Source organism: Pseudomonas sp. JUb42 (assembly GCF_024807945.1).
GTDB lineage: Bacteria > Pseudomonadota > Gammaproteobacteria > Pseudomonadales > Pseudomonadaceae > Aquipseudomonas.
The window spans coordinates 133974-159607 of record NZ_JANUFD010000012.1; the positions used below are offsets into that span (position 1 = coordinate 133974).

Sequence of the window (25634 nt, forward strand, 5' to 3'; positions counted from 1 at the left end):
GCCTCTGGCCAGAGGAAAGCTACCATTGTCGGCAGCCCATCTGATCTAAATTTAGACTTGTCATCAGATTGCCAGGCATTTCAGGTAGTCTCCTTGCTGGTGTGCATGTTCAAGGTCGCTGATGAATCTAGCCTCAAGTCGCGAGTATTTCTGATAATCCAGCACGACTTGGAATTTACTTGTGTCGACTTCGCCGTTTATAAAGAGAGTATTGATCTGCTTTGCATAATAGGAGCCAAGATCACGCATTGCGCCGTATATCCAAGGTGAGGAATCTAGCGTCATCATATCTGTGGCATGCTGAGGAAAGTGTGCGCAGCCATCGCTCGCCATGCCTTTATCTTGAGCATTGACTTTGATGAAGCCTATTAACTCGCAGGAGGGGAGGTGCTCGTACCGCCAGGGCTCCGGTTGCCCCGTGAGAGTGGTAGTCTGGATTTGAGCTTTATCGGGATCAGCTATGCACGCCTTCGCAAGCACTGCTTTACAAGCCTCGCTATTTTTGCACGTTCCGAAAGCTCGAATAGAATTTTTTAGTTCAAGGTTTGCTAGCGCGGGCTTGATGATGAAAAGCCGTGCAAAGTAGCCGGAGTCGTTATCGGTCTCAGGTTTTGTGCAGGTGTCGGCGGCGTCTCCGTTACTGGTAATACACCCGAGCATGACTGGATGTTGCCATTGAAACTGGTCGTATCCTTTTTGGGGATCTGAGCAAACAGTTTCCATCTCATTGAGTCCGGGTATTTTTAAATACAGTCCCTGTTTTTTGATTTCTTTTTGCAGTCGGCAGAGGTCACCTAGCTGGGCATTTCGATCTTGAGCATGGTCAGAAATGATTATGTTCGGCACCCCGCGGCGGATTAAGGCGTAAGCCCCAAGGTTTTCAGACTGACCACCGTCTGACAGATGCACGAATACGCTGTCCGGATCTGGCGAAAAGTGATGTACGTAGTATAGAGGCCAGGGAAGGGCCATGTGCGTCGCATAGCGAGCATCAGTATTAGCACTAGAAAAAGTATTGCGGTATGAACTCCCCCAGCTAAAAGTCGACACGTCAAGCCCGAGATTCACCAGATTTCTCAGCGGCGGTTGAGTTGCGACCTTCTGCTGAGTGTCTAAAAAGGCAGCTGAGTTGAATACGGCCTGCAGAGGAGTCATTTCCGGCAGCTGCTGCCTATGGTATCCATACAAACCTGAGCCTGACCCATAGGGCGTGATCTCAAATGAACTGAAGACGAAATCTTTTTGGGGCGCGAAATCCCACGGGGATCTATCTTCGCCGGCCGTTGCATTGATGATCCATAAAGGAGCTTTGCCTTGCTCATGTAGAGCCGCTAGCTCTGTGAAGGATAATTCTTGACTTTGGAGCACATTACCTTGAGGGCGATAGTTTAACGCCTGGCTTGAGTCGGTGAATCGGTATGGCTCGGCACCATAGGTTCGATTGATGCCATAGTCATAACGCCCTCTAGACATTGAGACGTCCCGCTCCCAGTCGAAAACTCCATTCATAAGAAGATTGAGCGGTACCAACGCGATGCTTTGCAGACCAATAACAGCAACATCCGCATTCACTCGTTTATCTTCAGTTGTGGTTCTGTAGTCGAATGCATGCCTATAGAATGGGCTTCGATCTTGAGCGAATAGGTCGGAGTAGCCGCGTAGTTGATTTTGATATCGCCAGGTATCGGTACCATATGCATCAGGATAGTTTGTAACCGACGCAGGGCAGGGCGGAGGGGTGTTGCCCAATGGTGCTGGCAGCATGGCCTGGTAAGTTTTTGGAAGACAATCCGAAAAAAAATCTCTCATCGGCTCGGTGGGGTGAGCCTGGCGCAATTGGAAATACCAAAGTGAAGCGTAGCCGCCACCAGAAACACTTGAGATAATATCCACTTTTTCCATAAGCCCTGTTTCAGTCAGCCCCTGTAACACGCCCATTGAAAACGATGCCGCTTTTGTACCTCCCCCTGCCAGTGCCAACCCCAATACAGGCGCAGTACCTGAAGGCCGTTCAGCAGAGAATTTCTGACTCAGTTTCTCTGGTTTAAAATAAGAGTGCTCTCCGATCCAATTTCCTTGGGAGACCAGTCGTTCTCTATCTTGATCAAATGTCGAACAGGCCGACAAGCTTGCGAGTACTGAGCAGCCGACTATACATAATGATACATGGCGTCCCGAGTCTTTATTGTGAAGATGATCGATATCAAGAGCGTGAGGGTTCCCCATTGTGCGACATCTCCTTTTGCGCTGCTGGTGACAATGCTCGACAATTGCTTTCAATGAAACCAGCACCATTGCTGTTTTTGATGAACAATAACTGTAGGCTAGTGTCATCTGATGAGCCTGATACATCATGATTAAAATAAACTGATGATACAGTCTTGTAACCCAAGTTCAGCCCGCCAGAATCATGTGTCGTATTCAAAGTAAATCCAGCAGATGTAACTGTGGCCGAAAGCGTGCACTTGTGCTGTGCTAGTGTAATAATTGAAAGGCCTAAGATTTTTTCATTGCCAGCACTGTCGACATAGTGCCAGCTGCAGCCAGACAATAGCCATGTTAACAGCATTATGCTTGCGAATTTATTGCACGCAGCCCGCATAAGAATTGTCCCCGCCATTGAGTTGGGCGGAGCGCCCCGACGCTTTTATTATTGCAGCTTTACCAGTAGCAAACGTCTGGGAATAGCGTACGCCGCCGAATTCGGACTTTGGCGTGCCTAACGTCGCTTTGTTGGTGGTATTAAGCATTGTGTTCGCGTACACGGCACCGACGCTATCTTCGCGTACGGGAACACGTACTCCGACGCCTCGCTTATACCCTAAATGTATGCCCTTGCTAGTCGCGTCTCCCCAGCTCAAATCAAGCAACGCCCAAGATGTATAGGCGCCGAAAACCACAGCTCCGGAGGTTTTGCCCCCGTCAGATAATGCATCGACATGAGTCGATTTAATTTTTTGTGCTGCGCAGTTAGCAGCGTCACCTATGGCAATTCCTCTTTGATGACTGCGTACGTATAACCCAAATCCATGTCTGTGGTGCCGATTACATCGTATAGTTGCCCCGTCGATTTCGGTGGTGCAATATTGAGCGCGGCGTTTTTTACACCGATACCTGCACCTGTCGCTGAAGCATCGATGCCCACGCGCGTGTAACTTCCAAAGTACAAAGAGTCGTGACTGCATGCCGCAGTGGTGCTGATCAGGAGGATCAATAGGTATCTCATGGCTATTCCCTTAGTATGGAAATTTTCTAACTACTTCCTATCAGCCATGATCCCTCGAACTCTCACCGTAATCGGCGATGAGGACGACTTATTAAACTTCTGAGAAATCAGAACGCCTGCTTGAAATCCATTATAGGGGCCGATAAACGGACTGCAAGGCGCTAGATGAAAAAATATTCATGCTGGAGAATTTTTTCCGATCCAGCCATGCGTTCGCGTTTGCTGCGGTTGAGCTGCTTTTGATCGAGGAGGAAGGAGACAGAAGCAGTTTGATGTACTTGAAGCCCTCATCGCTTATGGTTGTTGAGGAGAATCAGCCTCTGCTGGAGGCTGCGACCGTTCTGGATCGCAAACTTGAAGCGTTAGCGTTGAAGGTTGCCAATAGTTAGTAGAAACCCTATGTCTGGCTACCACCGTTTTCGACGTTGGTAGCCAAGCGGCTGAGCTTGAGGAAAGTATCGTCGATGGACTGCTATCCGCCCGGTCGTCATCAGTTGCTCTAAGGCTTCTGCGTGGTCGGGAGGGCGAAAAATTGCAAATACACAATCGCGCACCACTACGCCGCGCCTCGCACGAAATACGCCTCGGTTGCTCGTCGGGAATGACGTGAATTTGGCGTCAAAAGGTTGTAGCGTGATTGGCTATCTTGCATTCCTCTACCAGAGGATGCCTACATTTTATGAGTCGCAGAAATGATCTCTACCCTTGAACTCCGTCACATCATTGAAAGCGCGTTCTTGCCGAAAAAATGTGTTTGCAGCATCCAACCCGATCACACCATGACAATCCGGATTGGCAGTGTTGAAGAGATCAATGCATTTACCGTAACTGGTATCGACTTCAGCAGATTCTCCACCAGTCGCGCTATCGCGGGCCTGGTAGGCGAGCTTAAAGAGGAAATGAAGATGGGGCAGGTCTCGATTCAGCAGCGCTTGCAAGCTTAACTTGCAGCTAGCATTGGACATAAGAGAAGAACCCGCTGGTCACGTCAGCAACGCAGCCAGCGGTTTTTATTACTTGTCACGCTCGGTGTGAAAGCTCAGTGCGATCACTACTTGCGACTAAGGTAGGAAATAGCCACCGGTTACGCCGAAAACCTCACCAGTGATGTAGCTGGATTCTTGGCTCGCCAGCATTACATAGATCGGAGCACATTCAGCGGGCTGCCCGGGACGTCCCATAGGCACTTGCGAACCGAACTCAGGGATTTGTTCTTCCGGCCAGCCACCGCTGGGTTGTAACGGTGTCCAGATGGGCCCCGGTGCAATAGCGTTGACCCGAATCCCCTTGTTGAGAACTTGCTTGGCTAACGATTTGGTGAAGGCGACGATCGCAGACTTTGTCGGTGCATAGTCAAGCAGGTTTTCTGAGGGTTGATAAGCCTGGATTGATGCAGTGTTAATGATTGTCGCCCCAGGGGGAAGAAGTGGTAAAGCTGCTTTACATATCCAAAAGAGTGCGTAGACGTTCGTTTTGAACGTGTCGTCAAACTGCTCGGTGGTGATGTCGGCAATGCTCTGTTGAGCAATTTGCTTGCCTGCTACGTTCACCAATACGTCCAAGCCACCTAATCCCTCATGTGCGCTTTTAACCAGTTCTTGGCAGAACGATTCACTTCTGAGGTTGCCAGGGATCCGGATAGCTTTGCGGCCCTGCGCTGCGATTAATGCGACGACCTCGTTAGCGTCCGCTTCTTCTTCGGGGAGATAGTTGAGCGCGATATCTGCACCTTCTCTTGCAAAGGCTATGGCTGTCGCTCTGCCTATTCCTGAGTCTGCGCCGGTAATGAGCACTTTGCGGCCAGCCAGCCTTCCTGAACCCACATAGGTAGTCTCCCCGTGATCAGGGACGGGATTCATTTCGCTCCCTGTACCAGGTGGCATTTGCTTTTGTGCCGGGAAAGGGGGGCGAGGGTACTGTGTCAGGGGATTTTGCATTGAATACTGATTGCGACCTGTCATTTTCCTATCTCCATCAGCGATGTTATCGGCCAAGATTTGCCGACGTGCCCAGAAATGGAGATTCGTTTGAATAAAAATGTTCAATTTAAAGATTTTAAAAATTAAGGATCCCTTTACCAGCACTCAATTTATTTTCTAATGTGAATGCAGGGGCTCAATGATTGCAACGCCTGTCGCTTGATGTATCACGGATAAGAATAAGATAAGCGGTTAGGCACGATCCTTTTTTGCTCGGCGAAAAGTGCCTTAAAACCTGGTTGATTATTTGTTTTGATGATAATTAAATCAGGTGATAGTAATGCGTAATTAAAATTGTGTGTTCGGAGTCAGGGATTTTGGCTAATAATGCGTTGCATAAGGTATTACGATTATAATATATTGTTAATCATTCCTTATGCAGATGATCAGCAAAGGTGGGTTTAATGAACAAAGCTGCGGGAAGATCAGCTACGACCAGAAAAAAAATCATTGAGTCGTCTCACGTCCAATTCCGACGCTTGGGTATCGAAGGCAGCAGCCTTGCGGGAATCATGTCGGCGGTGGGGCTCACAAACGGCGGGTTCTATGGCCATTTTAATTCAAAGGCTCATCTGGTCGCTGAATCAATCGCTGCGGCTTCGCAAGAGTTAGTTTCGCATTTGACCGAAGCTTCGGTTAATGCGGAACCGTTGGTAGCTTATGAGGCCATTATCAATTCTTACCTGTGCGTAGATCACCGCGATGAGGAGTCTGGTTGTCCATACGCGGGTTGGGGTAGCGATCTGGCGAGGAGTAATGAGTCTGTTCGAGCCCAGGCTGTTGAAGGTTTCGAATGCGTTGTTGCTTTCCTCGCTATGTATCAAAAGGGGCAAGCATCTTCTGAGCGAAGGCGCCAAGCTGTACTGGCAATGTGCACGATGATGGGGGCTTTAACGATGTCGAGGATCGCCAAAGGAAGCGCATTGTCCGATGAGGTGCTCTCCTTAGCCACCCGCAACTTGCTCGAAAGTAAATGACGAACTTCAGCTTGCCCGCAGTGATTTCGTATTTCGGTTACGCCATGGTTATTTAATCGGATTTCTTAAGGAGGTAATGCAGATGAAGATTGACGAGCGTGGTTTTGAAGGAGTGCGTATCCATCTCTCCTCTGAAAAGTCGTACGAGCAGTTGCGCTTGGATTTGCTCAATGACATTGGCGACTGCCCAGTGGATCTGAAAGCCCTTGCCGATAAAAATGCTACTTGGGATGACTATCGGGAAGAGGTCGAAGGATATGCGGGCCCCAGTGGATTCATGTTGTTCGGGCTGATCGACCATGGTGATTGGATGGCCAAGGTCGGTACGTTTCGCCGATCGCTGAGAGTAATCCTGGGCAACCCGACTATAGCCATAACAATGCTAAGTCTTGACCTCAGAGCAGGTCTCTTTGCTCCTGTGGAATTCTTGCTGGTGGAGGAGCCTGGTGGGAGGAGCAGCTTGATGTATGTAAAACCATCGTCGCTAATGGTTGTGGAGCGAAATGATGAATTGATTGCCGCTGCACAGGTCCTAGATGAGAAGCTGAAGGCTTTAGCCGTAAAGGTAGCAGGCTGATATGACTAATAGCCCCTCTGGAGTGATTCCCTAGGGGCGATCTTGGCGCTCGCTCATGGTGCCAGGCTGCGCAGTATCAGATTTGTTGCCGCATTCATGCCGTTTTCAAGTGCGGCCCAAGATCGGTCGTCCATGCTACGGGCGCTCGTGTAGAGCAAGACAATTTCTGCCAGTCCATCGGTGACTTCATCTAGAGGGGTTTTTTTCTCGAACTCCCCGGCTTGTCGGCCAGCGGTGATGAGTCGTTGCAGCATTGAGTACATCTGTTCTTTGTGACCGGTTACCGTACACCAGTTGCCTTCGACCGCAGCAATCACCACATCGTTGACCGCTCGCTCCACTACGAAAAGCTCGTAGCTCAATTTGAGCGCGGTTTGCATGAACAGCCTGAGCCGCTTGGTTGGGGACATCTCCAGCGAGACAATCGCCCGCAGCTGTTCGTCAATGTGCTCAAGTGTTGTCGCGCAGATGGCTTCCCCAATCGCCTGCTTCGATTTGAAAAAGCGGTATATATAAGCCGTGGAGATTCCCATCGCCTTGCTGATGTCAGCGACAGAGCTTTTGCGGTAGCCGAAATTACGGAACAGATCGTCTGCGACGTCTATGATCTGCGCGCGGCGCTCATGGTCAGCGGGGCCGCGTTGACCGGATGTCGGAAGTAAGATGGCGTCAGAATCAGATTCGCTGTGCATATGCCTTCGAAGCAGAGTAGGGCTTAGCTGGTTATTCTACCCGAAATTGTTTAGGGCTTTCATTCATCTACGCTGCTACACACGTCAGATCGCAAGGCTGCGCAGTGCCAGATTGGTGGTTGCGCTCATCCCTTTTTGCAGTTCATGCCAAGAACGCTTGGAGACGCAGGCAGGGTTGATATATGGCACGATAAGCTCCGCGAGGCCATCAACGACTTCATCCAAAGGGGTTTTTTTCTCAAACTCTCCCTTATGCCTACCTTCGTCAATGATTTGCTCCAGCATCGAATAAATCTGAGCGTGATGGCCTGCCACCGTACACCAGTCACCTTCAACGGCTTCGACAACCACCTCATTTACCTCGCGCTCAACGACCAGCAGCTCGTAACTCAGCGTAAGAGCGGTACTCATGAACAGCCTGAATCGTTTGGTGGGTGAGAGTTCAAGGCTGAGTATTTCTCTCAGGCGTTCATCCATTTGCTCAAGGGTATGGGCGCAGATCGCTTCGCCAATGGCTTGCTTGGACTTGAAAAATCGATATATGTACGCCGTCGAGATGCCCATTGCCTTGCCGATCTCGGCCACGGAGGTTTTACGGTAGCCGAACTCTCGGAAAAGGTCATTGGCGACGCTTATGATTTGAGAGCGCCGGTCGTGCGTTGCGGGGCCACGCTGTCCGGAGGTTGGCAATGTGATCGACTCCGCATCGTCTCGCGTTGAACCTGCTTCTGGAGACGTTGCTGGAGTTGAACGATATGTTTCAGTCATGCGTTCCATATTTTTTAACTCTGCCGCGTAAGCGGAAACTTCCGGCGGAATATGAATTCCTGGCGAGAAGATAAACGCGAAGTGTGTATCGTACTTCAAGCTTCACAATTCTGGTACGTAGCGCGCTTGATTGGCTGAGAAGGCATGATATTAATATTGCTGATAACGTGTTTTATTGATACTGGTAATGCCTCAGCCTCACAGGTGTCTCAAGCCTACTCGCTAGCTCCTAAGACTGGAAGAGTGAATATCAAAAAAATAGGTGGCTGATATATCAGGCATATTGATAATGGCATAAAGGGAACTTTCACATTCATTCGTACTGGTGATAGTTGTTTGCTTTCTATATATAACGGCCAGGCGGGATGCAGAAAAATCCGCATACCGTCTGGTAGTAAGTTCTCGCCGAGGCGTGCTGCTGGCTTCTGCCAGCAATTTCGCGAGTTTTAAGGGGCGGGGATTTCAGTAGGTGCCTTGGTGTGTGCAATGGCTTTGTGCGGGTCGCCTGCCTTAGGTGGCTTGATCTTGAACCAGATCGCGTACAAGGCGGGTAGGAACACCAAGGTCAGGACAGTACCTGCGGCTGTGCCGCCGATTAGGGTATAAGCCATTGATCCCCAGAAAACCGAGAACGTTAGTGGGATAAATGCCAGTACCGCCGCCATCGCCGTGAGGATCACTGGCCTCGCGCGTTGCACTGTAGCCTCAACCGCCGCGTGATATGGATCCAGTCCATCAGCTTCATTGGTGTGAATCTGGCCGATCAGGATCAAGGTGTTGCGCATCAGGATCCCGGACAAACCAATCAACCCAAGGATGGCGTTAAAGCCAAATGCCTGATGGAAGATCAGCAGGATCGGAACAGTACCCACCAGCCCCAACGGCGCTGTCAGAATCACCATGGTCATTGCGGCGAAGCTGCGAACCTGAATGATGATCACGATCAAGGTAAACAGCAGCATGATTGGGAATATCGGAGCCAGAGCGTTGTTGGCCTTGAGTGCTTCCTCGATGTTGCCACCAATCTGGATCTGATATCCCGCCGGCAGGGCGCTGATGATGGGTTGCAGTTCGTTGTAGACCTCCATCGAGACCTGAGGAGGTTGCGCTTCTTCGTTAATGTCGCCCCGAACTGTGATGGTGGGTATGCGGTTGCGCCGTTTAAGGATCGGATCCTCGGCGCGGATCTCCACATGGCCTATCTGGCGAATTGGAATCAGCTGGCCGGTTTTACTGGTTAGGGTCATATTCTCGATAAGAGCAGGGTCAAGCCGCTCTTCACCTTGAGTCCGTGCCATGACGTCGACGGTGCGAATGTCCTCACGCACCTGGGTAACAGCGGTGCCGGTCAGGAGGAATTGTAGTTGTTCAGACGCTTGTGCGGATGTCAGGCCAATCACGTTCAGGCGATCCTGATCCAGCACAAAATGCAAGGTTGGCTGCTTCTCGCTCCAGTCGGTATTGACCTGGCGCATGTTCACATTCTTGCGCATGACGTCGGCCACCTGCCGGGAAATTTCGCGCAGTTTTCCGGCATCCGGGCCCATCACGCGGAACTCGACCGGGAAGCGGGTGTACGGGCCAAATACCAGTTGCGACACGCGAACACGAGCCTCTGGAGCCAGTTGTTTTTCCACTTGCTCACGCATGCGCAGCTTGAGGCTGTCGCGCGCCTGCTCGCTGTCGGTCAGCACGATGATCTTGGCGAATGAGGGGTCAGGCAATTCCGGGTTGTAGGACAGGAAGAAGCGCGGCGCGCCTTGGCCGATATAGCTGGTGACAATCTTTGCTTCGGGTTGAGTTCTGATCCACGCTTCAACTTTTTGGGTGGCGGCGCTTGTCGCGTTGATGGAGCTGCCTTCGGGTAGTTGGACTTCCACCAACAATTCCGGGCGGTCGGAGCTAGGAAAGAATTGTTGTTTTACCGAGCCCATACCCACGATTGCCAGGCCGAACAGGCCAAACACTATCCCGGCCACGAGGTATTTATGGCGTATTGCGGCGCTGATCAATCGGCGCAGGCGTTGGAAGTTAGGCGTGGAATAGATTTTTTCGTGGCCACCTTCGATTTTCTTGATATCCGGCAGCAGCTTGACGCCCAGATAAGGTGTGAAGAACACCGCTACCAGCCAGGAAATGATCAGCGCAAAGCCCACAATCCAGAAAATATTTCCCGCGTACTCACCAGCAGTCGATTGGGCAAAGCCCACTGGCATCAGGCCAATGACCGTGACTAAAGTACCCGCGAGCATGGGCGCCGCTGTATGGCTCCATGCATAGGAGGCTGCGTTGATTCGCGAATAGCCTTCTTCAAGCTTAACCACCATGATTTCGATGGCGATGATGGCGTCATCCACCAAAAGGCCCAAGCCTAGAATCAAGGCGCCCAGGGTGATTCGGTCGAATACCCGCCCGGTGGCCAGCATCACGATCAGCACAGCTGCCAATGTTAGCGGCACGGCGGCAGCCACCACGATACCCACGCGCCAGCCGAGACTTACGAGGCTCACGACCATCACCACTGCCAGGGCCACGATGAACTTGATCATGAATTCGTCGACAGCTTCGGTAATGTTTACCGCCTGGTCGGTGATCTTGCTGAAGCTGATGCCTTGCGGCAGGTTTTGCGAGATTTTCTGCTGTTCGGCTTGCAGTGATTTACCTAGATCCAGGCCGTTCCAGCCGTCCTTCATAACAACACTGAGCACCAGGGCTTCTTCGCCATCATGACGGATCAGGAAAGTAGACGGATCTTCATAGCCTCTTTTGACCTCGGCGACATCACTCAGCTTGAGGGTGCGTCCTTGCGATGCCGCGATCGGGGTGTTGCGGATTTTATCGAGATCGTCGAGCGCGCCATCCAGGCGAACGAAGACTTGAGGCCCTTTGGTCTCGATAGAGCCTGCTGGTGTGATCGCGTTCTGATTATGCAGTTGGGCGAAAATTTCCTGCGCGTTCACTCCAAGGTTAGCGAGCCGCGAGTAGGAAAACTCGACGAAGATACGCTCAGGGCGCTCACCCAGGATATCGACCTTCTTGACGCCGGGAACCTGCAGCACGTCCTGGCGCACATCCTCGGCTTGGCGGGCCAGGTAGCGATGGGGCAGTCCTGGCGCTTTCAATGCATAAAGGGCGAATGAGACATCCGAGTATTCATCGTTGACGTAGGGGCCCATGACGCCAGATGGCAATTTGCGTGTCTCATCGAACAACTTCTTGCGAGCCTGATAAAACTCATCGGGCACTTGCTTCGGAGGAGTGGCGTCCAGGAGCGTCAGGGTCATCAGCGCCAGGCCGGGGCGTGTAATGGTCTCAACGCGGTCGTACCACTTGAGTTCCTGCAGGCGTTTCTCCAACGGCTCTGCTACCAGATTCTGCATTTCTTCAGCAGTTGCACCTGGCCAAACCGTCGTCACGGTCATGACCTTCACTGTAAACGCGGGGTCTTCCGCGCGTCCCAGTTTCATGAACGCTACGAAACCTGTGAGAGTAATGGCGATGATCAGGAAAAGGGTTACCGAGCGTTCGCGCACACCCAGGGCAGAAAGGTTGAATGCGCTCATGGTGTCACCGCCAGTTCATTGCCTAGACGGATCTTCTGATTGGGATGCAGCAGGTGAGCGCCAAGGGCAACCACGGTTTCGCCAGCTTTCAGGTCGCCTGCAACGGTTGCCGTTTCCAGGCCCAGGGTACGCACGATCACTGCACGCTCTTGGACTGTCATGGAGGCATGGTCGACAACCCATACGCTGTAGACGTCTCCGCTGTTACGCAGTGCGCTCAACGGCACTGTCAGGGCTGGCTTGTCCGACGTTCGATTTGCCTGGATGGCTATCTTGACCGTAGCGCCCAGTGGTGCGCTTTTCAGCTGATCGCTCAAGACATAGCGGGCAGAGTAAGTCCGGGTGACAGGGTTTGCGGCTTCTGAAAGCTCACGCAGCCTCGCGGATGTGCTTTGTGTTTGAGTGCCGTAAAGAGTCGCTTGGGCGACAGACTCTAATGCAGGACGCAGAGTCTCTGGCAATTCGACTGCTGCTTCCCGTGCGCCATCTTTGGCGAGTTGGACGACCGTCTGGCCTGCGGCAACTACCTGGCCAGGTTCAGCAGCGGTACTGACGACCAAACCGTCTACGTCTGCTTTCAGCTCAGCGTATTGGCTCGCATTGCTGGCCACATCTGCTTGCGCTTGTGCTGCCTCAACCTGCGCCTTCGCGCTGCTGAGCGCCGATACCGCCTGGTCGTAACTCATCGCGGAGATCGCGCCAGCCGCGACCAAGCTGCGCAACCTCGCTTCATCCGCCTGCGCTTGGACAAGCTTGGCTTTCGCGGATGCAACAGCCCCTTTCTGGTTGGTAATCGCAAGATTCAAGTCAATCGGATCAATGCGCATCAAGGGTTGGCCTTTGTGTACGCGTTGTCCCACGTCGACCAGACGCTGGATCACTTTGCCGGATACCCGAAAGCCCAGATCGCTTTGTACACGCGCCGCAACCACGCCTGTAAAGGTCTGTATTGATGAGATGTCTGGCCGCGCAGTTGCCGTGTCCACCACCGGATCTACGAGCCGTGGATCGTTTTCGGGTGGGTGACCACAGCCCGCGAGAAATAACGCGCCGACGGTTAGGGAGAAGAGTGCAGCAGGGCGTAGAGACATGGCGAGCTCCAGATAATTCAGGCCCGCATTATTGGTTTTTGTTTACGCTTTTGCAAATACGTAACTCATTATTCTTTTTGGTGATAGATGGTTACCATCCATAAATACGGTTTATTCGGCATTTTCCCGTTTTGAGTTCTTTTTTATGGTTACGGATTTTATAATGTGTTGACAATGTCTGGAATGTGGAAATAATTGCTTCACGAGATCACAGGACTTACCCATGAAACTCTCTCCTCATCGAATTGAGCGCTGCGCGTGGTTCCTTCCGGCAATGCTCTTGGCGGGATGCGCCGTAGGGCCTGATTACCAAGCGCCTGAATCACCTGGTCAGGCGTCGTTTCGCGGCCAGCAGAGTGTTGAACAGCGCAATTCCGGGCTGCCTGTTGCCGCTATGTCCACTTGGTGGGCTGCTTTCGGCGATAAGGAGCTTGAGTCACTGGTGAATAAGGCCTTGGCGCAGAACCTTGACCTCAAGCAAGCCGTTGCCCGCGTCGACCAAGCCAGTGCGTTGACTCTGGGGGCGCGATCCGCGCTGTTGCCGTCCGGTGAGTTCAATGCCCAGGCATCACGAACGCATCAGTCGCTTGAAGACCCTAGCGGGCGCCTGGCCAGCGCAAGTCCTGGCTTTGATCGCAACAGCAGCCTTTACCAGGTAGGTACAGGGGTCAGTTGGGAGGTTGATATTTTTGGCGGCCTGCGCCGTGGTCTTGAGGCCGCTGAAGCCGATCAGCAGGCGGCTGTCGCTCAGCAGGCCGCGGTCAGACTGATCGTTACGTCATCGGCGGCTACAGGCTATATCCAACTGCGCACGCTCCAGGCTCGCCTGGATGTTGTACAGGGCCGGGAAAAAACGCAGGCTGACTTGGTCAAGTTACTGCAATTGCAATATGCCAAAGGCGTGGTAGCCCGGCTTCAATTGAAGCAGGCCGAAGGGGTGCTATCGACCGTATCGGCACAGGTACCACCGTTGCGCAGCGCTATTGAAAGCACGATGAACTCTCTGGAAGTCCTGACCGGCGTAATGCCTGGCACCCTTCACCAAGAGCTAGCCTCGCGGGCACCGATCCCGACTGCACCAGGCATCGATACCGCAGGTGGGCGGGCCGATATGTTTAGGCGTCGCCCCGATGTGATTGCTGCCGAACGAACCCTTGCGGCTTCAAACGCGCGGATCGGAGAAGCCATCGCTGATTACTACCCCAAGTTTTCCCTTGGGGCACTGTTGGGCTCGGCCACTAATGTCAGTGGAAATTTGCTATCCGGTGACGCAAATCTTGCCCAAGGTGTTTTCGGTCTGCGGTGGCGCCTGTTTGACTTTGGTCGCGTGAGAGCCGAAGTGGAGTTTGCCAAGGGTCGTGACGCGCAGGCCCTTGCGGCTTATCAGCAAGCGTTATTGCAAGCTACCGCCGATGTCGAAAACTCGATGACTCAATTGGTACAAAGCGAAATACAAAACGCTGTTCTGGAGGAGGGTGTTCGTTCTCTGACTGACGCGCGGGCCGCTGCTTTTTCAGCTTTTCAGCAAGGCAGCGTCAGTTTTATAGAGGTGCTTGACGCCGATGATCGCCTGCAGCAAGCCCAGGAACAGAAACTATTGGCACAGTCAGCCGCCTCAGTTGCTGCTGTTGAATGCTACAAATCGTTGGGTGGAGGATGGAAAGCACCTCCATTGACGGTTGTAGCAAAGGCGGCACAGTGATGGCCGACGAGGCAGTGGAGTTGAGAGAGAAGGTGCTCTCCGAGCTTGATCTGAACCTGCTGGTCACGTTCGCAGTGCTTTTTAGAGAGACCAACGTCAGTAAGGCGGCGCAATGCCTTTCGATAGGACAGCCTGCGGTGAGTAATGCGCTCGGCAAGTTGCGGCGCTACTTCAATGATCCGTTGTTTACTCGTGGTTATCGCAAAATGTGCCCAACACCCAAGGCTATTCAGCTCGCTCGGGACATTGTTCCTGCCCTGGGGCTTGTGCAAAAAACGGTGCTATCAATAACCGACGCTGACAATGAGCATATCTAAACGTGTGCTGACTGTGCACGCATGAGTTGAAGGAACGAAGTTAAATGTATCGTACAAGAATTGTTGTTACCGGGATGGGCGTCGTGTCTCCCCTTGGATTGGGGGTGGAAAAGGTGTGGCGCCGCCTCCTGGAAGGCCGTTCAGGTATTCGTATCCTGGGTGACGACATCTCGGCAGATGTGACCTGCAAGATCGCGGGCGTGGTGCCTACGCTTGAGGAGGATCCTGAAGCAGGGTTTGATCCCAACGCTTCAGTCCCACCCAAAGAACAGAAAAAGATGGATCGGTTCATCATGTTCGCGCTGGCTGCCGCTAACGAGGCGTTAGCCCAAGCAGGCTGGCACCCGAAAACGGAGGCAGAGCGGGAGCGCACCGCGACTATCATTGCCACCGGGGTTGGTGGATTCGGATCTATCACGGAGGCTGTGCGCACGACGGACTCAAAGGGCCCACGGCGGCTGTCGCCATTCACGATCCCTTCCTTTTTGGGTAATTTAGCGGCCGGCCATGTATCCATCGCTCATGGACTGCGGGGCCCTATTGGAGCTCCGGTAACCGCATGCGCTGCCAGCGTGCAGGCCATCGGCGACGCAGCCAGATTGATCCGTGATGGAGAGGCAGACATCGCTATCTGCGGCGGGGCGGAAGCTGCTATTGATAGGGTCGCTTTGGCAGGGTTTGCTGCGGCACGTGCTATGTCCAGCAGCTATAACCAGACGCCTACATTGGCATCTCGCCCGTTTGACAGGGATCGTGATGGCTTTGTCATGGGTGAGGGGGCAGGGTTGTTGGTGATTGAGTCGCTTGATCATGCGCTGGCGCGGGGGGCTAATATTCTGGCAGAGCTGGTGGGTTACGGTACAAGCGCCGACGCTTATCATCTGACGGCCGGGCCTGAGGATGGAAATGGTGCGCGCAGGGCAATGCAGAAGGCGATAGCTCAAGCGGGTATTAATCCGCAGCAAATTCAACACTTGAATGCGCATGCCACTTCTACCCCAGTAGGCGACCAAGGGGAGCTTGCAGCGATTAAGGCCGTGTTTGGCGAAGAGTCTATGCTTGCAGTTACCTCGACGAAGTCGGCCACCGGTCACTTACTAGGCGCGGCCGGAGGCTTGGAAGCAATCTTCACCATCATGGCAATTCGAGACCAGATTGTGCCTGCGACTCTGAATTTTAAGCATCCGGACGAAGCTGTCGGCAAAGTAAATATTGTGCATGGTGACGCTCAGCCGATGCGAATCGAGTACGCGCTTTCAAATGGGTTTGGGTTCGGCGGTGTTAACGCCAGCGTCCTGTTCAAGCGTTGGGAGAATTGACCCTGGCCTGAGTGGCATAGGCCTGCGTTTTATAGTCGGTTTTGCGCCTTGTTCGCGGCTTTCTATAAACCAGGTCTCGGGCCTGGTCTGTTTTTTGAATTTGATTGGTAATAGCTTGATGACGCTCTGGTTAATGTCGGGGGTACATCCGTGAGAGTTGCTGCGGATCCATTCACTGGAAAAAGAATCACGCCTGGTCAATACCGTGAGAAGTACGCAGGTTTTTTGGATGTCACAACGATAGCAAGCTCGTGTTTACCGGCTTTGTGCCCCTTGTGCGCCGCGGCACTTGGGCTAAATCATGATACTGGGCGAGATAGTAATCTTACTTTCGTACACCCAGATGATGTCTTTTGCCCGATGCGGAGTTTGAGACATCAGTATGTAGTTTCGCCACGGCAGGATGAAATTCCCGAAGTATCAGCTGCACTGAGAACGTCTTTCTTCTCACGATGGCGCAAACATTGGTTCCAGTTTAGAAAACACGCTAAGCATGCTGATATTTCAACGTTTATCGGCCTGCTTAAATATGCTGACTCTAACGGTATTTGGAAATACCCTGGAATTAAAGAGCACGAAATCGTCGCTGTGCTGCTTGCACTCAAGGATTTCGAAAGAGAAGTCATCATAGAGAAAGGACTGCTTCGCCAATGTTGGACGCGATTTTGGTTCGAAAGCCCAGTGGTGAGTCTTGACGATTTCTGGACGCTTCCTGACGTCAAAAGGAGAATTGTAAAGGCTATATATTTTACTCCAGAAGACATCATACCTATTGGTTCAGTGGATTTACACTCTTTCAAGATTATTGATATTGAGCAAGAGTATCTTTCAGCAGGAGGGGATTTGCTGGCTCATAGACATGTCGAGCGAAGGATGCTGCGAGCGTTTTCAAAGGAGTTGGCTGGTACAGTATTGTGTTGGTAGATGTATTGTTGTGTTGAGTCTGTGCTGCAGTTGATACGTTGTTGGCAATATTTTAGAACGTATCAACAAACCATCAGTGCTGCATTAATTCGGTTTAATTGCATAAACTATTCGATGCGAGAGATCAAACTCACGCGTCCTGAGTCTGATAGTTTCGTAGTGGCCAAGTTAACGATCAAGCGTTAAACAAGGGGCGACTGCACCTCATCAAGTACAATGCAGATTGGTGGGGTGCAGCTAAAGAGGCTTTGCTAGGGATTTATTCTGCCAAGAACTGAGTAGCGTGCTTTAAGAAACGTTCTGGATACTGAAAGTGCGACCCATGTCCAGCGTCAGGATAAAGGATCAACTGCGAATTTGGGATATTCTGAGCAAGGTAAAAAGAGTTGATAGACGCGATCATGATGTCTTCAATTCCGTTAACAATCAGCGTAGGTTGCTTGATGGCGGCGAGATGAGAGTAGGGTTTTTCACCCACAGGTACCATATAAGCCTGGTATGCGTCCCAATGGGCATGCGCCACTTCCGGCGAGCTTAGCGGATCTTCGTCTATTACACGCTGATGGCGGCGATCCCAAAATGCCCTACCGGCCCGCTTGGCCTGTTCTGACTTGCCAAAAAAGAGAAACACAAAGTCTTCGACGTCGTGCACGGGCTTCGGTGCAATCTCCGCCATGCGGGGGTCGATCCATGGATCACCTCCGCGAGGGCCTGTACCCAGCAAAATCAACTTGCGTACAAGTTTCGGGTGACGTAGTGCAACCTCCTGCGCCTGGAAGCCTCCGATCGAAAAGCCAACGATGTCGACCTGTCTAACGCCTAAAGCCTCTATCAACGCTGCGATGTCATCCGCCATGGCTTCAAATCTATTTCTCGGTTGTCCAGATGAGCCCGCTACGCCCCGGCCATCGAACAAAATCACTTCCCGACCTTCGGCCAGACCGTCAGTCATGAGTGGATCCCAATGATCCATACCGCCTCGATAATGCTGGATAAAAAGGAGGGGGGTTCCCCCCTTTTTACCCCAACGACGATAGGCAAAACGATCGGCATCAATTTCGACATATTGCGTTGGAGCGTTGATGTGGCAAGTGCTCATGACAGTCTCCCTTAATGGATTGGTGTTGTTGACACTCGGTGTTATGATGATGATCATCATTAAAGCTGTCAATTTATTAATGACGATCATCCTCATTATTTGGGCGTCACGGGTATGGAGGAAGGGAAATGCGAGTTTCTAAAGAGCAGATGCAGGAGAACAGGCGCCAGATCGTGACCACGGCAGCGCGATTATTTCGCGAGCATGGTTACAACGGGATTGGTGTGGCTGATCTTATGAAAGAAGCAGGCTTCTCCCATGGGGGTTTTTACAACCATTTTTCCTCCAAAGAAGAGCTGGTCATGGCGGCCTCTCAGAGTGCCTTTGATGAGCTCGACGTAGAAGCTGACGACAGCACAATTGACGCGATACTGCGCCGTTACATCTCTGCAGGGCACCGAGATGATCTTCGGCAAGCCTGTCCTGCTGCAGCCCTTGGCTCAGATGCTGCTCGGCAAACCCGAGAGATAAAGCAGGTCTTTGAAGGGGGGATTGAGGGCTGGTTGCTAAGAATCGAAAAGGCGCTTGCGGCACAAGGGCAGTTTCAATCTGCGGATCGCCGTCAGAGGGGGATCAATCTTCTAGCAAAGGCGGTGGGAGCGGTTGTACTTGCACGCTCCGTTAGCGGAGTGAGTGCATTATCAGACGAAATTCTGGAAGCATGCCTGGCGGGCAGTTTGGAGGAGGCTGCGCGAACCGAAGCATAATTCTTCACGGTTAATGTCAATATGCTTAGAAAATCTGATGATAGATACTTTTAAGGTATCGTAAATTGAGGTGGGAATGAGCATCGAGCGATCCCCGCAGCATCTTTTCAGTCGACTGCGTTACAAGCATCTGCAGATGCTGGTCGTTCTGGGTACCAGTCTGAATATGCATCGCGCGTCTGTGACTATGAGCATGTCCCAACCCGCCGCAACTCGTATGCTGCAGGAAATTGAGGATATGTTCGGATGTGAGCTGTTTGAGCGGATGCCGCGAGGTATGCGCCCAACCGCGTTGGGGCGCGAGTTGCTGCGTTTCGCCGAGGCGGCCATCAGTGGGCTGGATCGGTGTGCTACCGATCTGGCTGTGCGTAAACAGGGTGGATACGGGTATTTATCGATAGGTACCATCATGGGCGCTGCGCCGGATCTGGTGATGAACACAGTTGCGCAAATCAAGGCCCTCAACCCACAATTACGTATAAGAATCATGGGGGACACGAGTGACCAGGTCATCCAGTTACTTGAGCAAGGGCGTGTGGATATCGCCGTTACGCGCCGTAGCCCCAGCAATGACCGTGATGACTATGAGTTTGAGCCTCTGGGGAATGAGCGTCTGATAGCCGTTGTTCATAGCGGCCATCCTTTAGCCAGTCGTCAAAATCTTCAATGGGCCGAGTTGGTCAGGGATTGGCCCTGGATCCTGCAACCCGACACAAGTCCGGCGCGCATCGCGATTGAAGAGGCTTTGCAGCGCATCGAGCTGTCCTCGCCAGCCGATATCATTGAATGCAGCTCCGTGTACTCCATGCAGCAGTTGGTGCAGTTGACAGATGCTGTGATGGTTCTATCGGAGTCAGCCATGCGTGACTATCTAAAGATGGGCCTTGTCAGGGCTTTGCCTGTAACTCTGGATGCGCAGATGGAGCCTTTTGGCTTATTGCGGCGCAAGGATGAACCCGTCAGTCGCGAGTTGCAGCACTTCATCGAGTTGCTACGAAAGCGTGCACATGAAACGAGTTAGCGCTAAGGCGCACTGGCTAGGCGCAGCCGGACAGCGATAGGACATAGGTATCGGTATCAACCTAAATTGCATTGGTAATGCATCGTGGCTGCGGCTCAACATGTTGCCTTAAAACAACAATAGAGAGTCAATCATGCATCGTCGCACGGTTTTGAAAGGTGTCGTCAGTGGTATAGGGTTAGCGGCATTCCATGCCAGTCGTCCGTTGCAGGCTTCAGATGGTCAATATTCAGGCCCCATTTTAGACGCCCATATTCATCAGTTCGATCCTCGTCGGCCCCAAGGCATTCCATGGCCGGAGAAGAATGACTCCATCTACGCCCCCGCGCTTGCGCCAGAGTACTTTCGTAACGCAGCCCCTCTGGGGGTTCAGAGCGCCATAGCGGTTGAGGCCAGTCCATGGATAGATGACAATTTTTGGCTGCTTGATACTGTAAAGTCTGACAAACGAATGGCGGGCTTTGTAGGGAATTTACCCTTGGGCGAGAAGGGTTTTGCCCAGAGTTACACTAGGCTTGAAGCGGAGCCGCTGTTTTTAGGCAGCCGATATGGAAACCTCTGGGATCGCGACTTGGGCAATGCTTTGCAAACCCCGGCATTTATTGCAGATCTAAAGACATTGTCACAAAACAAGCGAACCTTGGACTCCGCTAATCCCGATCCTCGACTGATCAAGAATCTGCTGCTTTTGAGCGACCGCGTACCTGAATTGCCCATCATGATCGACCATCTGCCTAACGCAAATGTCCCCCGAGCAGACCGGCAAGCATACATCAGCGATCTTACCGAGCTTTCCAAGCGGCCAACGGTATTCATGAAGCTTTCCGAGATTCCACGCTTGGAGCCAAGCGCCAAAAATGCGCGGTTCGACATTAGTGTTTATAGGGAGGGGCTTGATGCCCTGTGGAGTCTTTTTGGCGAGAACAAAGTTGTTTTCGGTAGCGACTGGCCAAATAGCGAACATCTTGGGAGCCTTGAGCAAACCATCGGTTTGGCGAAGAGCTTCCTGCAAAATCAATCTTTAGCCGCCCAGAGGGTATTTGCAGACAACGCCAGACATTTTTATGGTCTTGGCCAAAGAGTATTTTAGCGAGGCGTCTCTGGATGAACACGGGCATGGGCGAACGCTGACAAAACAGTGGGCTCGGCATTCGGTTTCTTTTGGGAATCCGTTTGCCATCTTTTTTAGCCAGTTAGGCAGCCGCCGTGGGATTGGAAGTCATACTCCTATGCAAAGCGCCGTTGACAAGAGGGCCTGCTTGGCTCGTACTCGCTAAGCTAATGGCGCTTGGGCCCGCGGTGGGATGCAGTTATGCGTGTTGCTCTACACGAACCGGCGAAGGATGAACTCCGGGCATGCTCTGTTGTGGCCTTGTTCAATGCTGTACCGCCATCGGCTTGCCAAAATCTGTAGTAGGTATTCCGAGCTCTCTTTCTCCACACCAGACAGCGATGAGGTGCTTAGCGATACCAGGCGAACACCGCTGCTAACTAACTCGATCCTCCTCAACCTACCCAAGACCTCCCCTTCGGCGTCGGTCGAAAAGACAGACCCATTGGTCGTAAGCAGCGACGACAGGTGGCAAGCTGTTCATGAATAAGACGAGATCCAGCTGAATTTGCTGAAGACCAATCTAAAGACCGCCAATAGCAAAAATGCCGTCATGCGGGTGCGGTTGAGAGCTGACGACTACGTGAGCTACGGCGAAGCGGCCCGGATCATGACCTCAATCGAGAAGGCCGGGATTACCAAGTTGCCACTGATCACGACTGAATCACACAGCATGAACGACGGCAAAAAGTATCTCACCCGCGTTATGTCTATATATCCGACGTCAAGATCTCTATTGTTATTCCCCCTTCAGAGGTAGGAATAGGCATTCCTAGCCGCGTTAGAAGTATGCGCTCAACAATCACTCGCAGTGATAGTTGGCAGATCGATATACAAAAATCGGAACAAAAGTATCCTATCTGAGAACGTTGCTTTGACGACCACCAGGGGCTCAGCCAGTAATAGCTTGGTTTCTCATCATACACACGTATAGGCGTACAAAAGACAAGTGGTATTATAATCATCATCCTATGGTGTTAATCTTCAGCTCGGTCGTGGCAAATTGGCATCATTTCGTCGATGTAGCTATGGGGACGATGCGGCCGTTGTCAGGGCGTGTGGGAAAGCGGTCATCACGCTGGTGCTTCTTGGCCTGCCTAGGTCAGCATTGACGCTGGCTAAAATAGTCTTTGAGCGTTGGTGAAAATTCAATCTTATGCGGCGCCAATTCAGCAGCCAGGGGAGTCAATCCTTGTATACCTCCGTGCAAGTCATTGTCGGTACCGTTTCAGTTCTATTGGTCGTGGTCGCGATGCTGCTTGCTTGGATATTGTCTAGGCATACTTTCCGGCAGAGTAGCCAAATCTCAAGCGGAGTTGTAAGTATTTCAGATAGTGATATGAGCGGAGACGTTGACGGTCAACGCGCATCTGAGCTCGCTGAGTTACTGCATGCTCTGAGACAGATGCAGGCAGCCCTGCGCGCTACGATAGAAACTATCGACCATTCAACGGGAAAATTGACCACCGCTGCTGACGAAATGAGTTTGGTGGCAGGCAGCGGAGCCGATGGACTGAGAAAGCGTTCGGTACAGCTCGACGAAGCCCTGGAAATGACTTTCCAGCACAAGGACGTGAGAAGCCGTGAGCTTGTCCTTAAAAATAACACGCCGGAGCAGGGGCCAGCGAGAAACACATTGCGTTCGATCCAACGCCCTGACCAGCCATCTGAGTCAAAAGCTGGCATCACAGCTTTTTCTCTGAGCATTCGACGTATCCGAAATCCGGCACGTGTGATGGTTCTCGACGCCGCGAATGATGTAAATCGCGCAGTGCCAGATGATCGAGAGACAACCAACGCTGGGAATAAACGCCTACTTGAAGGAAAGCCTGCGCCTATCTCCCACGCAGAATTCGGTAACATTATTGACAACTACCTCACGCGTACCGACGCCACTGTCTCTGCATTGCATGACAGCGCGGGTCATGCGGCGGTCACGTTGGAGATGGCCAAGTCAGCAGAGGTAGCCATTGAGCGAATCATTGATTTTATCTCGACGATAGTTCCACGCAAGCCGGACGAAGTTAGCTCTCTTGATGGCACTGCGCAGATTAAAGGAGAAGGAAATCGAGAGGTCATGGTCACCGGTAACCGCTCTGCGCAGCCGCCTATCGAAACACCGCAACCGAGTCTCACCAGTCAAGAGTTGTCGCGAATACCGCAAAACTCGACCAGCCGGTTCCACGCTTCTCACTATGAGACGCCATGATGAATGCCGATCTGCTCAACGATGATATGACGTGCACAAATTGTCTGATGCCAGTGGATACAGGTGCGCGGACACTAATCGCCGCTACGCGGAAACCGCAGATATGGTGGTGGGGAGCATTGGCGCTCGCAATAATCATGCTTCTCGTTGCGCTGCTCGGATTAGCGTATGAGCAGGCGCGCAATCAGGCGGCTGCGGACGTAGGCAACTTGAATCACATTCTCGAAACACGCTTGCAAGGGATTTTCGATGGTGCGCAAGCAAACCTTCTAAATATCGCCTCGCGCATGGATGAAGATCTATTGCGCACTGCGACCACACCGCCATCGGAGCGTTGGCAGCTGAGGGCGCTGAATCGGCGATTTCCTCAGGTAGTTCATTATGACGTTCTCACAACTGACGGCCGGTTCCTATTCGGCTCCGATGGAAAACCGGACAACCCCACTCAAGACCAGTTAGGCTTTCGCGCTACATTGGCGGTGCACTCCCCCAGCCCAAATACGCCAGCAATGCTTGATCACGATAACGCTAGTCAGCTTCTGAATATGGCTGTACCAATTTTTAATGGCCAGCAACACACAGGCTGGATAGTAGGAGAGCTGCCGCTCAAGCAAATTCTGGAGATCATCAGCGAAGTGGATGTTGGTGCTCATGGAGTCATAACATTGCGCCGCGCTGATGTTCCAACCATCGTCTTGCGCGTGCCGCCCCCTGCCAAAATGGCAAGCAGCTACCAAGCCGACATGATTGATGACCTTATCGCAGCTGGACATCAAAAAGGAATCTTGATTACCAATTCCCGTGTGGATAGCGTCAAACGTGTCTATAGTTTTGAGCGAGTTGGTAGCTTCTCACTGATACTGGTGACAGGATTCGCCGCGGAGGACTACCTGCTTAATTGGAAGTACACGGTTCTGGCTGCATCAACGGTTTGTGGCGGATTGTTCCTTCTGATTATCAGCCTGACGGTTCGGTTGCAGGCCAATCGAATTCGTCGTCAGCAAATGCTTGACGAGTTAAGTCACAGCGCTTTCCACGATGAACTCACTGAATTACCAAACCGGCGGTACCTACTCCAGCGCGTAAATAATGCGATCAGCAAATGCGGTCGTGGGCAGAAACTCGCACTGTTGTATGTTGACTTGGATAACTTTAAAAATATCAATGATTCCTTTGGCCATGTTGAAGGCGACCTTATTCTTCAGCGCCTGGCGCAAAGATTGGTGTCTTTGAAGCCCTTGGTAGACACGGTCGCAAGACTCAGCGGCGATGATTTTCTTGTGCTGGTTGAGAACGATGATCCCGACCAGGTAGCTGAGTTGGTGGCACGCATGCTTAATGTATTGCAAGAACCGTTGATTATTAAAGGGCAACCACTTTCTATCTCCGCTTCAGTGGGCATCGCACTTCATACCAAGCATGGCTTCGACTTTGGATCGTTGCTAAAGGCTGCCGATATGGCCTTAGCCCAGGCCAAGCTGAACGGGCGCAACACCTGGGTATTTTACGAGACCCAAATGGGTGCCCGTGAACTGCGACTTCACTATGTCCAGACGGAGCTAAGGCAGGCTTTTCTGCACCAGGAGTTGGACGTTCACTATCAACCGCAGATCGAATTAAGCACTGGAAAAGTGGTTGGTGCCGAAGCGTTACTGCGCTGGCAGCATCCCGGCGAGGGGGCGATCCCTCCCAGTGAGTTCATTCCAGTGGCAGAGTCGACTGGAATGATCATACCTATTAGCCAATGGCTGCTAGGCAAGGTTTGCCGGCAAGCAGTCGCATGGCAGGCCTCAGGATTTGGTGAGCTTAGCGTGGCAATGAATTGCTCGGCCGTCCAATTTCGCCAGGGAGATCTTGTTGAGGATGTCCGAGTGGCGCTGCACGAAAGTGGGTTGAAGGCTCATTTACTGGAGTTAGAGATTACTGAGTCGATCTTGATCGGGCATTCAGAACGAGCCATTGAGACCATTAACGCCCTAAAGGCCTTGGGGGTACGCATGTCCCTTGATGATTTCGGCACTGGGTATTCGAGCATGGCTTACCTGAAACGATTCGCGGTAGACAAGCTGAAAATTGATCAATCGTTTGTCCGCGGCATGACCAGTAATCCTCAAGATGCCGCCATCATCAAGGCGATGATCGCGTTGGGTCATAGTTTTGGCATGAGGGTAATTGCCGAAGGGGTCGAGGAACTCGCTGCCCTAGACGCGCTTACCAACAAGGGCTGCGACGAGGCGCAAGGGTATTTTTACTCGAAAGCGTTGCCCCCAATGGCGTTCGAGCTTTTCATGCAGGCGCGTATCGAGTCGGCATTCTTGGCGGAAAACTGGGTATGAGTCAGTGCCTGACGCC

The 25634-nt window shown here is 52.1% G+C and carries 21 protein-coding genes and 1 pseudogene; 14 read left to right on the plus strand and 8 right to left on the minus strand.

What is annotated here, in order from left to right; translation table 11 throughout:
• Nucleotides 1-63: 63 nt before the first annotated feature.
• Complete coding sequence (locus M2401_RS23015; RefSeq protein WP_259106144.1) at nucleotides 64-2334, minus strand: patatin-like phospholipase family protein; 2271 nt, start codon at nucleotides 2332-2334, stop codon at nucleotides 64-66.
• Between the two features lie 649 nt (nucleotides 2335-2983).
• Nucleotides 2984-3226 (minus strand): hypothetical protein, encoded by a 243-nt coding sequence (locus M2401_RS23020; protein WP_259106145.1) that lies wholly within the window; start codon nucleotides 3224-3226, stop codon nucleotides 2984-2986.
• Nucleotides 3227-3405: 179 nt separating this feature from the next.
• Here M2401_RS23020 and M2401_RS23025 point away from each other — a divergent pair, with 179 nt between their 5' ends.
• Both M2401_RS23025 and M2401_RS23030 read left to right on the plus strand, forming a co-directional pair.
• Entirely contained in the window at nucleotides 3406-3615 is a 210-nt protein-coding gene (locus M2401_RS23025; RefSeq protein WP_259106146.1) for a hypothetical protein, read from the plus strand.
• Between the two features lie 303 nt (nucleotides 3616-3918).
• Nucleotides 3919-4170 (plus strand): DUF1652 domain-containing protein, encoded by a 252-nt coding sequence (locus M2401_RS23030; protein ID WP_259106147.1) that lies wholly within the window; start codon nucleotides 3919-3921, stop codon nucleotides 4168-4170.
• A gap of 117 nt (nucleotides 4171-4287) precedes the next feature.
• Here the strand turns inward: M2401_RS23030 and M2401_RS23035 are convergent, their stop codons facing one another.
• Nucleotides 4288-5187, minus strand: a complete 900-nt coding sequence (locus tag M2401_RS23035) for an SDR family oxidoreductase (RefSeq protein WP_259106148.1) — start codon at nucleotides 5185-5187, stop codon at nucleotides 4288-4290.
• A 422-nt stretch (nucleotides 5188-5609) separates the two neighbouring features.
• Here M2401_RS23035 and M2401_RS23040 point away from each other — a divergent pair, with 422 nt between their 5' ends.
• On the plus strand, nucleotides 5610-6182 hold the full coding sequence (locus M2401_RS23040) for a TetR/AcrR family transcriptional regulator (protein ID WP_259106149.1): 573 nt from the start codon (nucleotides 5610-5612) through the stop codon (nucleotides 6180-6182).
• A gap of 82 nt (nucleotides 6183-6264) precedes the next feature.
• Nucleotides 6265-6759 carry a DUF302 domain-containing protein gene (locus M2401_RS23045; RefSeq protein WP_259106150.1) on the plus strand — a complete coding sequence of 165 codons (495 nt, stop codon included), beginning with the start codon at nucleotides 6265-6267 and terminating at the stop codon, nucleotides 6757-6759.
• Between the two features lie 53 nt (nucleotides 6760-6812).
• Here M2401_RS23045 and M2401_RS23050 read toward each other — a convergent pair whose 3' ends face one another.
• The 4 genes from M2401_RS23050 to M2401_RS23065 form a co-directional block, all read right to left on the minus strand.
• Entirely contained in the window at nucleotides 6813-7451 is a 639-nt protein-coding gene (locus tag M2401_RS23050) for a TetR/AcrR family transcriptional regulator (protein WP_259106151.1), read from the minus strand.
• Nucleotides 7452-7535: 84 nt separating this feature from the next.
• Nucleotides 7536-8318: a TetR/AcrR family transcriptional regulator gene (locus M2401_RS23055; protein WP_259106152.1), complete on the minus strand. Its 783-nt coding sequence runs from the start codon at nucleotides 8316-8318 to the stop codon at nucleotides 7536-7538.
• Nucleotides 8319-8665: 347 nt separating this feature from the next.
• Nucleotides 8666-11782: an efflux RND transporter permease subunit gene (locus tag M2401_RS23060; RefSeq protein WP_259106153.1), complete on the minus strand. Its 3117-nt coding sequence runs from the start codon at nucleotides 11780-11782 to the stop codon at nucleotides 8666-8668.
• Nucleotides 11779-12873: an efflux RND transporter periplasmic adaptor subunit gene (locus M2401_RS23065; protein ID WP_259106154.1), complete on the minus strand. Its 1095-nt coding sequence runs from the start codon at nucleotides 12871-12873 to the stop codon at nucleotides 11779-11781. Before M2401_RS23065 ends, M2401_RS23060 begins: the two co-directional genes overlap by 4 nt.
• Nucleotides 12874-13096: 223 nt before the next feature.
• On the opposite strand from M2401_RS23065, the gene M2401_RS23070 reads away from it, so the two are divergent.
• The 4 genes from M2401_RS23070 (at nucleotide 13097) to M2401_RS23085 (ending at nucleotide 17135) form a co-directional block, all read left to right on the plus strand.
• Complete coding sequence (locus tag M2401_RS23070; RefSeq protein ID WP_259106155.1) at nucleotides 13097-14575, plus strand: efflux transporter outer membrane subunit; 1479 nt, start codon at nucleotides 13097-13099, stop codon at nucleotides 14573-14575.
• Nucleotides 14575-14892, plus strand: a complete 318-nt coding sequence (locus tag M2401_RS23075) for a LysR family transcriptional regulator (protein WP_259106156.1) — start codon at nucleotides 14575-14577, stop codon at nucleotides 14890-14892. The genes M2401_RS23070 and M2401_RS23075 overlap by 1 nt, the downstream gene beginning before the upstream one ends.
• Before the next feature lie 44 nt (nucleotides 14893-14936).
• On the plus strand, nucleotides 14937-16211 hold the full coding sequence (fabF, locus tag M2401_RS23080) for a beta-ketoacyl-ACP synthase II (protein WP_259106157.1): 1275 nt from the start codon (nucleotides 14937-14939) through the stop codon (nucleotides 16209-16211).
• A 150-nt stretch (nucleotides 16212-16361) separates the two neighbouring features.
• Nucleotides 16362-17135, plus strand: coding sequence for a hypothetical protein (locus M2401_RS23085; protein WP_259106158.1), 774 nt, complete (start codon nucleotides 16362-16364; stop codon nucleotides 17133-17135).
• A 259-nt stretch (nucleotides 17136-17394) separates the two neighbouring features.
• Here M2401_RS23085 and M2401_RS23090 read toward each other — a convergent pair whose 3' ends face one another.
• Nucleotides 17395-18294, minus strand: a complete 900-nt coding sequence (locus M2401_RS23090; RefSeq protein ID WP_259106159.1) for an alpha/beta fold hydrolase — start codon at nucleotides 18292-18294, stop codon at nucleotides 17395-17397.
• Nucleotides 18295-18362: 68 nt separating this feature from the next.
• Between M2401_RS23090 and M2401_RS23095 the strand changes: the two genes are divergently transcribed.
• The 6 genes and pseudogenes from M2401_RS23095 (at nucleotide 18363) to M2401_RS23120 (ending at nucleotide 25618) form a co-directional block, all read left to right on the plus strand.
• Nucleotides 18363-18941, plus strand: a complete 579-nt coding sequence (locus tag M2401_RS23095; protein ID WP_259106160.1) for a TetR/AcrR family transcriptional regulator — start codon at nucleotides 18363-18365, stop codon at nucleotides 18939-18941.
• A gap of 76 nt (nucleotides 18942-19017) precedes the next feature.
• Entirely contained in the window at nucleotides 19018-19962 is a 945-nt protein-coding gene (locus M2401_RS23100) for a LysR substrate-binding domain-containing protein (protein ID WP_259106161.1), read from the plus strand.
• A 133-nt stretch (nucleotides 19963-20095) separates the two neighbouring features.
• Nucleotides 20096-21052, plus strand: a complete 957-nt coding sequence (locus M2401_RS23105; protein ID WP_259106162.1) for an amidohydrolase — start codon at nucleotides 20096-20098, stop codon at nucleotides 21050-21052.
• A 289-nt stretch (nucleotides 21053-21341) separates the two neighbouring features.
• Nucleotides 21342-21731: pseudogene (locus M2401_RS23110) on the plus strand (ExbD/TolR family protein); the annotation flags it as partial.
• Nucleotides 21732-22265: 534 nt separating this feature from the next.
• Entirely contained in the window at nucleotides 22266-23282 is a 1017-nt protein-coding gene (locus M2401_RS23115) for a methyl-accepting chemotaxis protein (protein WP_259106163.1), read from the plus strand.
• The gene (locus M2401_RS23120) at nucleotides 23279-25618 is read left to right on the plus strand and encodes a bifunctional diguanylate cyclase/phosphodiesterase (protein WP_259106164.1); all 2340 of its coding nucleotides are present in this window, start codon (nucleotides 23279-23281) and stop codon (nucleotides 25616-25618) included. Before M2401_RS23115 ends, M2401_RS23120 begins: the two co-directional genes overlap by 4 nt.
• Nucleotides 25619-25634: the final 16 nt, after the last annotated feature.

Excerpts from the sequence above, each read along its gene's own strand:
- M2401_RS23015 (WP_259106144.1), bottom strand. The coding sequence starts at position 2,334 with ATGACACTAGCCTACAGTTATTGTTCATCAAAAACAGCAATGGTGCTG.
- M2401_RS23020 (WP_259106145.1), bottom strand. The coding sequence starts at position 3,226 with ATGAGATACCTATTGATCCTCCTGATCAGCACCACTGCGGCATGCAGT.
- M2401_RS23025 (WP_259106146.1), top strand. The coding sequence starts at position 3,406 with ATGCTGGAGAATTTTTTCCGATCCAGCCATGCGTTCGCGTTTGCTGCG.
- M2401_RS23030 (WP_259106147.1), top strand. The coding sequence starts at position 3,919 with ATGATCTCTACCCTTGAACTCCGTCACATCATTGAAAGCGCGTTCTTG.
- M2401_RS23035 (WP_259106148.1), bottom strand. The coding sequence starts at position 5,187 with ATGACAGGTCGCAATCAGTATTCAATGCAAAATCCCCTGACACAGTAC.
- M2401_RS23040 (WP_259106149.1), top strand. The coding sequence starts at position 5,610 with ATGAACAAAGCTGCGGGAAGATCAGCTACGACCAGAAAAAAAATCATT.
- M2401_RS23045 (WP_259106150.1), top strand. The coding sequence starts at position 6,265 with ATGAAGATTGACGAGCGTGGTTTTGAAGGAGTGCGTATCCATCTCTCC.
- M2401_RS23050 (WP_259106151.1), bottom strand. The coding sequence starts at position 7,451 with ATGCACAGCGAATCTGATTCTGACGCCATCTTACTTCCGACATCCGGT.
- M2401_RS23060 (WP_259106153.1), bottom strand. The coding sequence starts at position 11,782 with ATGAGCGCATTCAACCTTTCTGCCCTGGGTGTGCGCGAACGCTCGGTA.
- M2401_RS23065 (WP_259106154.1), bottom strand. The coding sequence starts at position 12,873 with ATGTCTCTACGCCCTGCTGCACTCTTCTCCCTAACCGTCGGCGCGTTA.
- M2401_RS23070 (WP_259106155.1), top strand. The coding sequence starts at position 13,097 with ATGAAACTCTCTCCTCATCGAATTGAGCGCTGCGCGTGGTTCCTTCCG.
- M2401_RS23075 (WP_259106156.1), top strand. The coding sequence starts at position 14,575 with ATGGCCGACGAGGCAGTGGAGTTGAGAGAGAAGGTGCTCTCCGAGCTT.
- fabF (WP_259106157.1), top strand. The coding sequence starts at position 14,937 with ATGTATCGTACAAGAATTGTTGTTACCGGGATGGGCGTCGTGTCTCCC.
- M2401_RS23090 (WP_259106159.1), bottom strand. The coding sequence starts at position 18,294 with ATGATGATCATCATCATAACACCGAGTGTCAACAACACCAATCCATTA.
- M2401_RS23095 (WP_259106160.1), top strand. The coding sequence starts at position 18,363 with ATGCGAGTTTCTAAAGAGCAGATGCAGGAGAACAGGCGCCAGATCGTG.
- M2401_RS23100 (WP_259106161.1), top strand. The coding sequence starts at position 19,018 with ATGAGCATCGAGCGATCCCCGCAGCATCTTTTCAGTCGACTGCGTTAC.
- M2401_RS23105 (WP_259106162.1), top strand. The coding sequence starts at position 20,096 with ATGCATCGTCGCACGGTTTTGAAAGGTGTCGTCAGTGGTATAGGGTTA.
- M2401_RS23120 (WP_259106164.1), top strand. The coding sequence starts at position 23,279 with ATGATGAATGCCGATCTGCTCAACGATGATATGACGTGCACAAATTGT.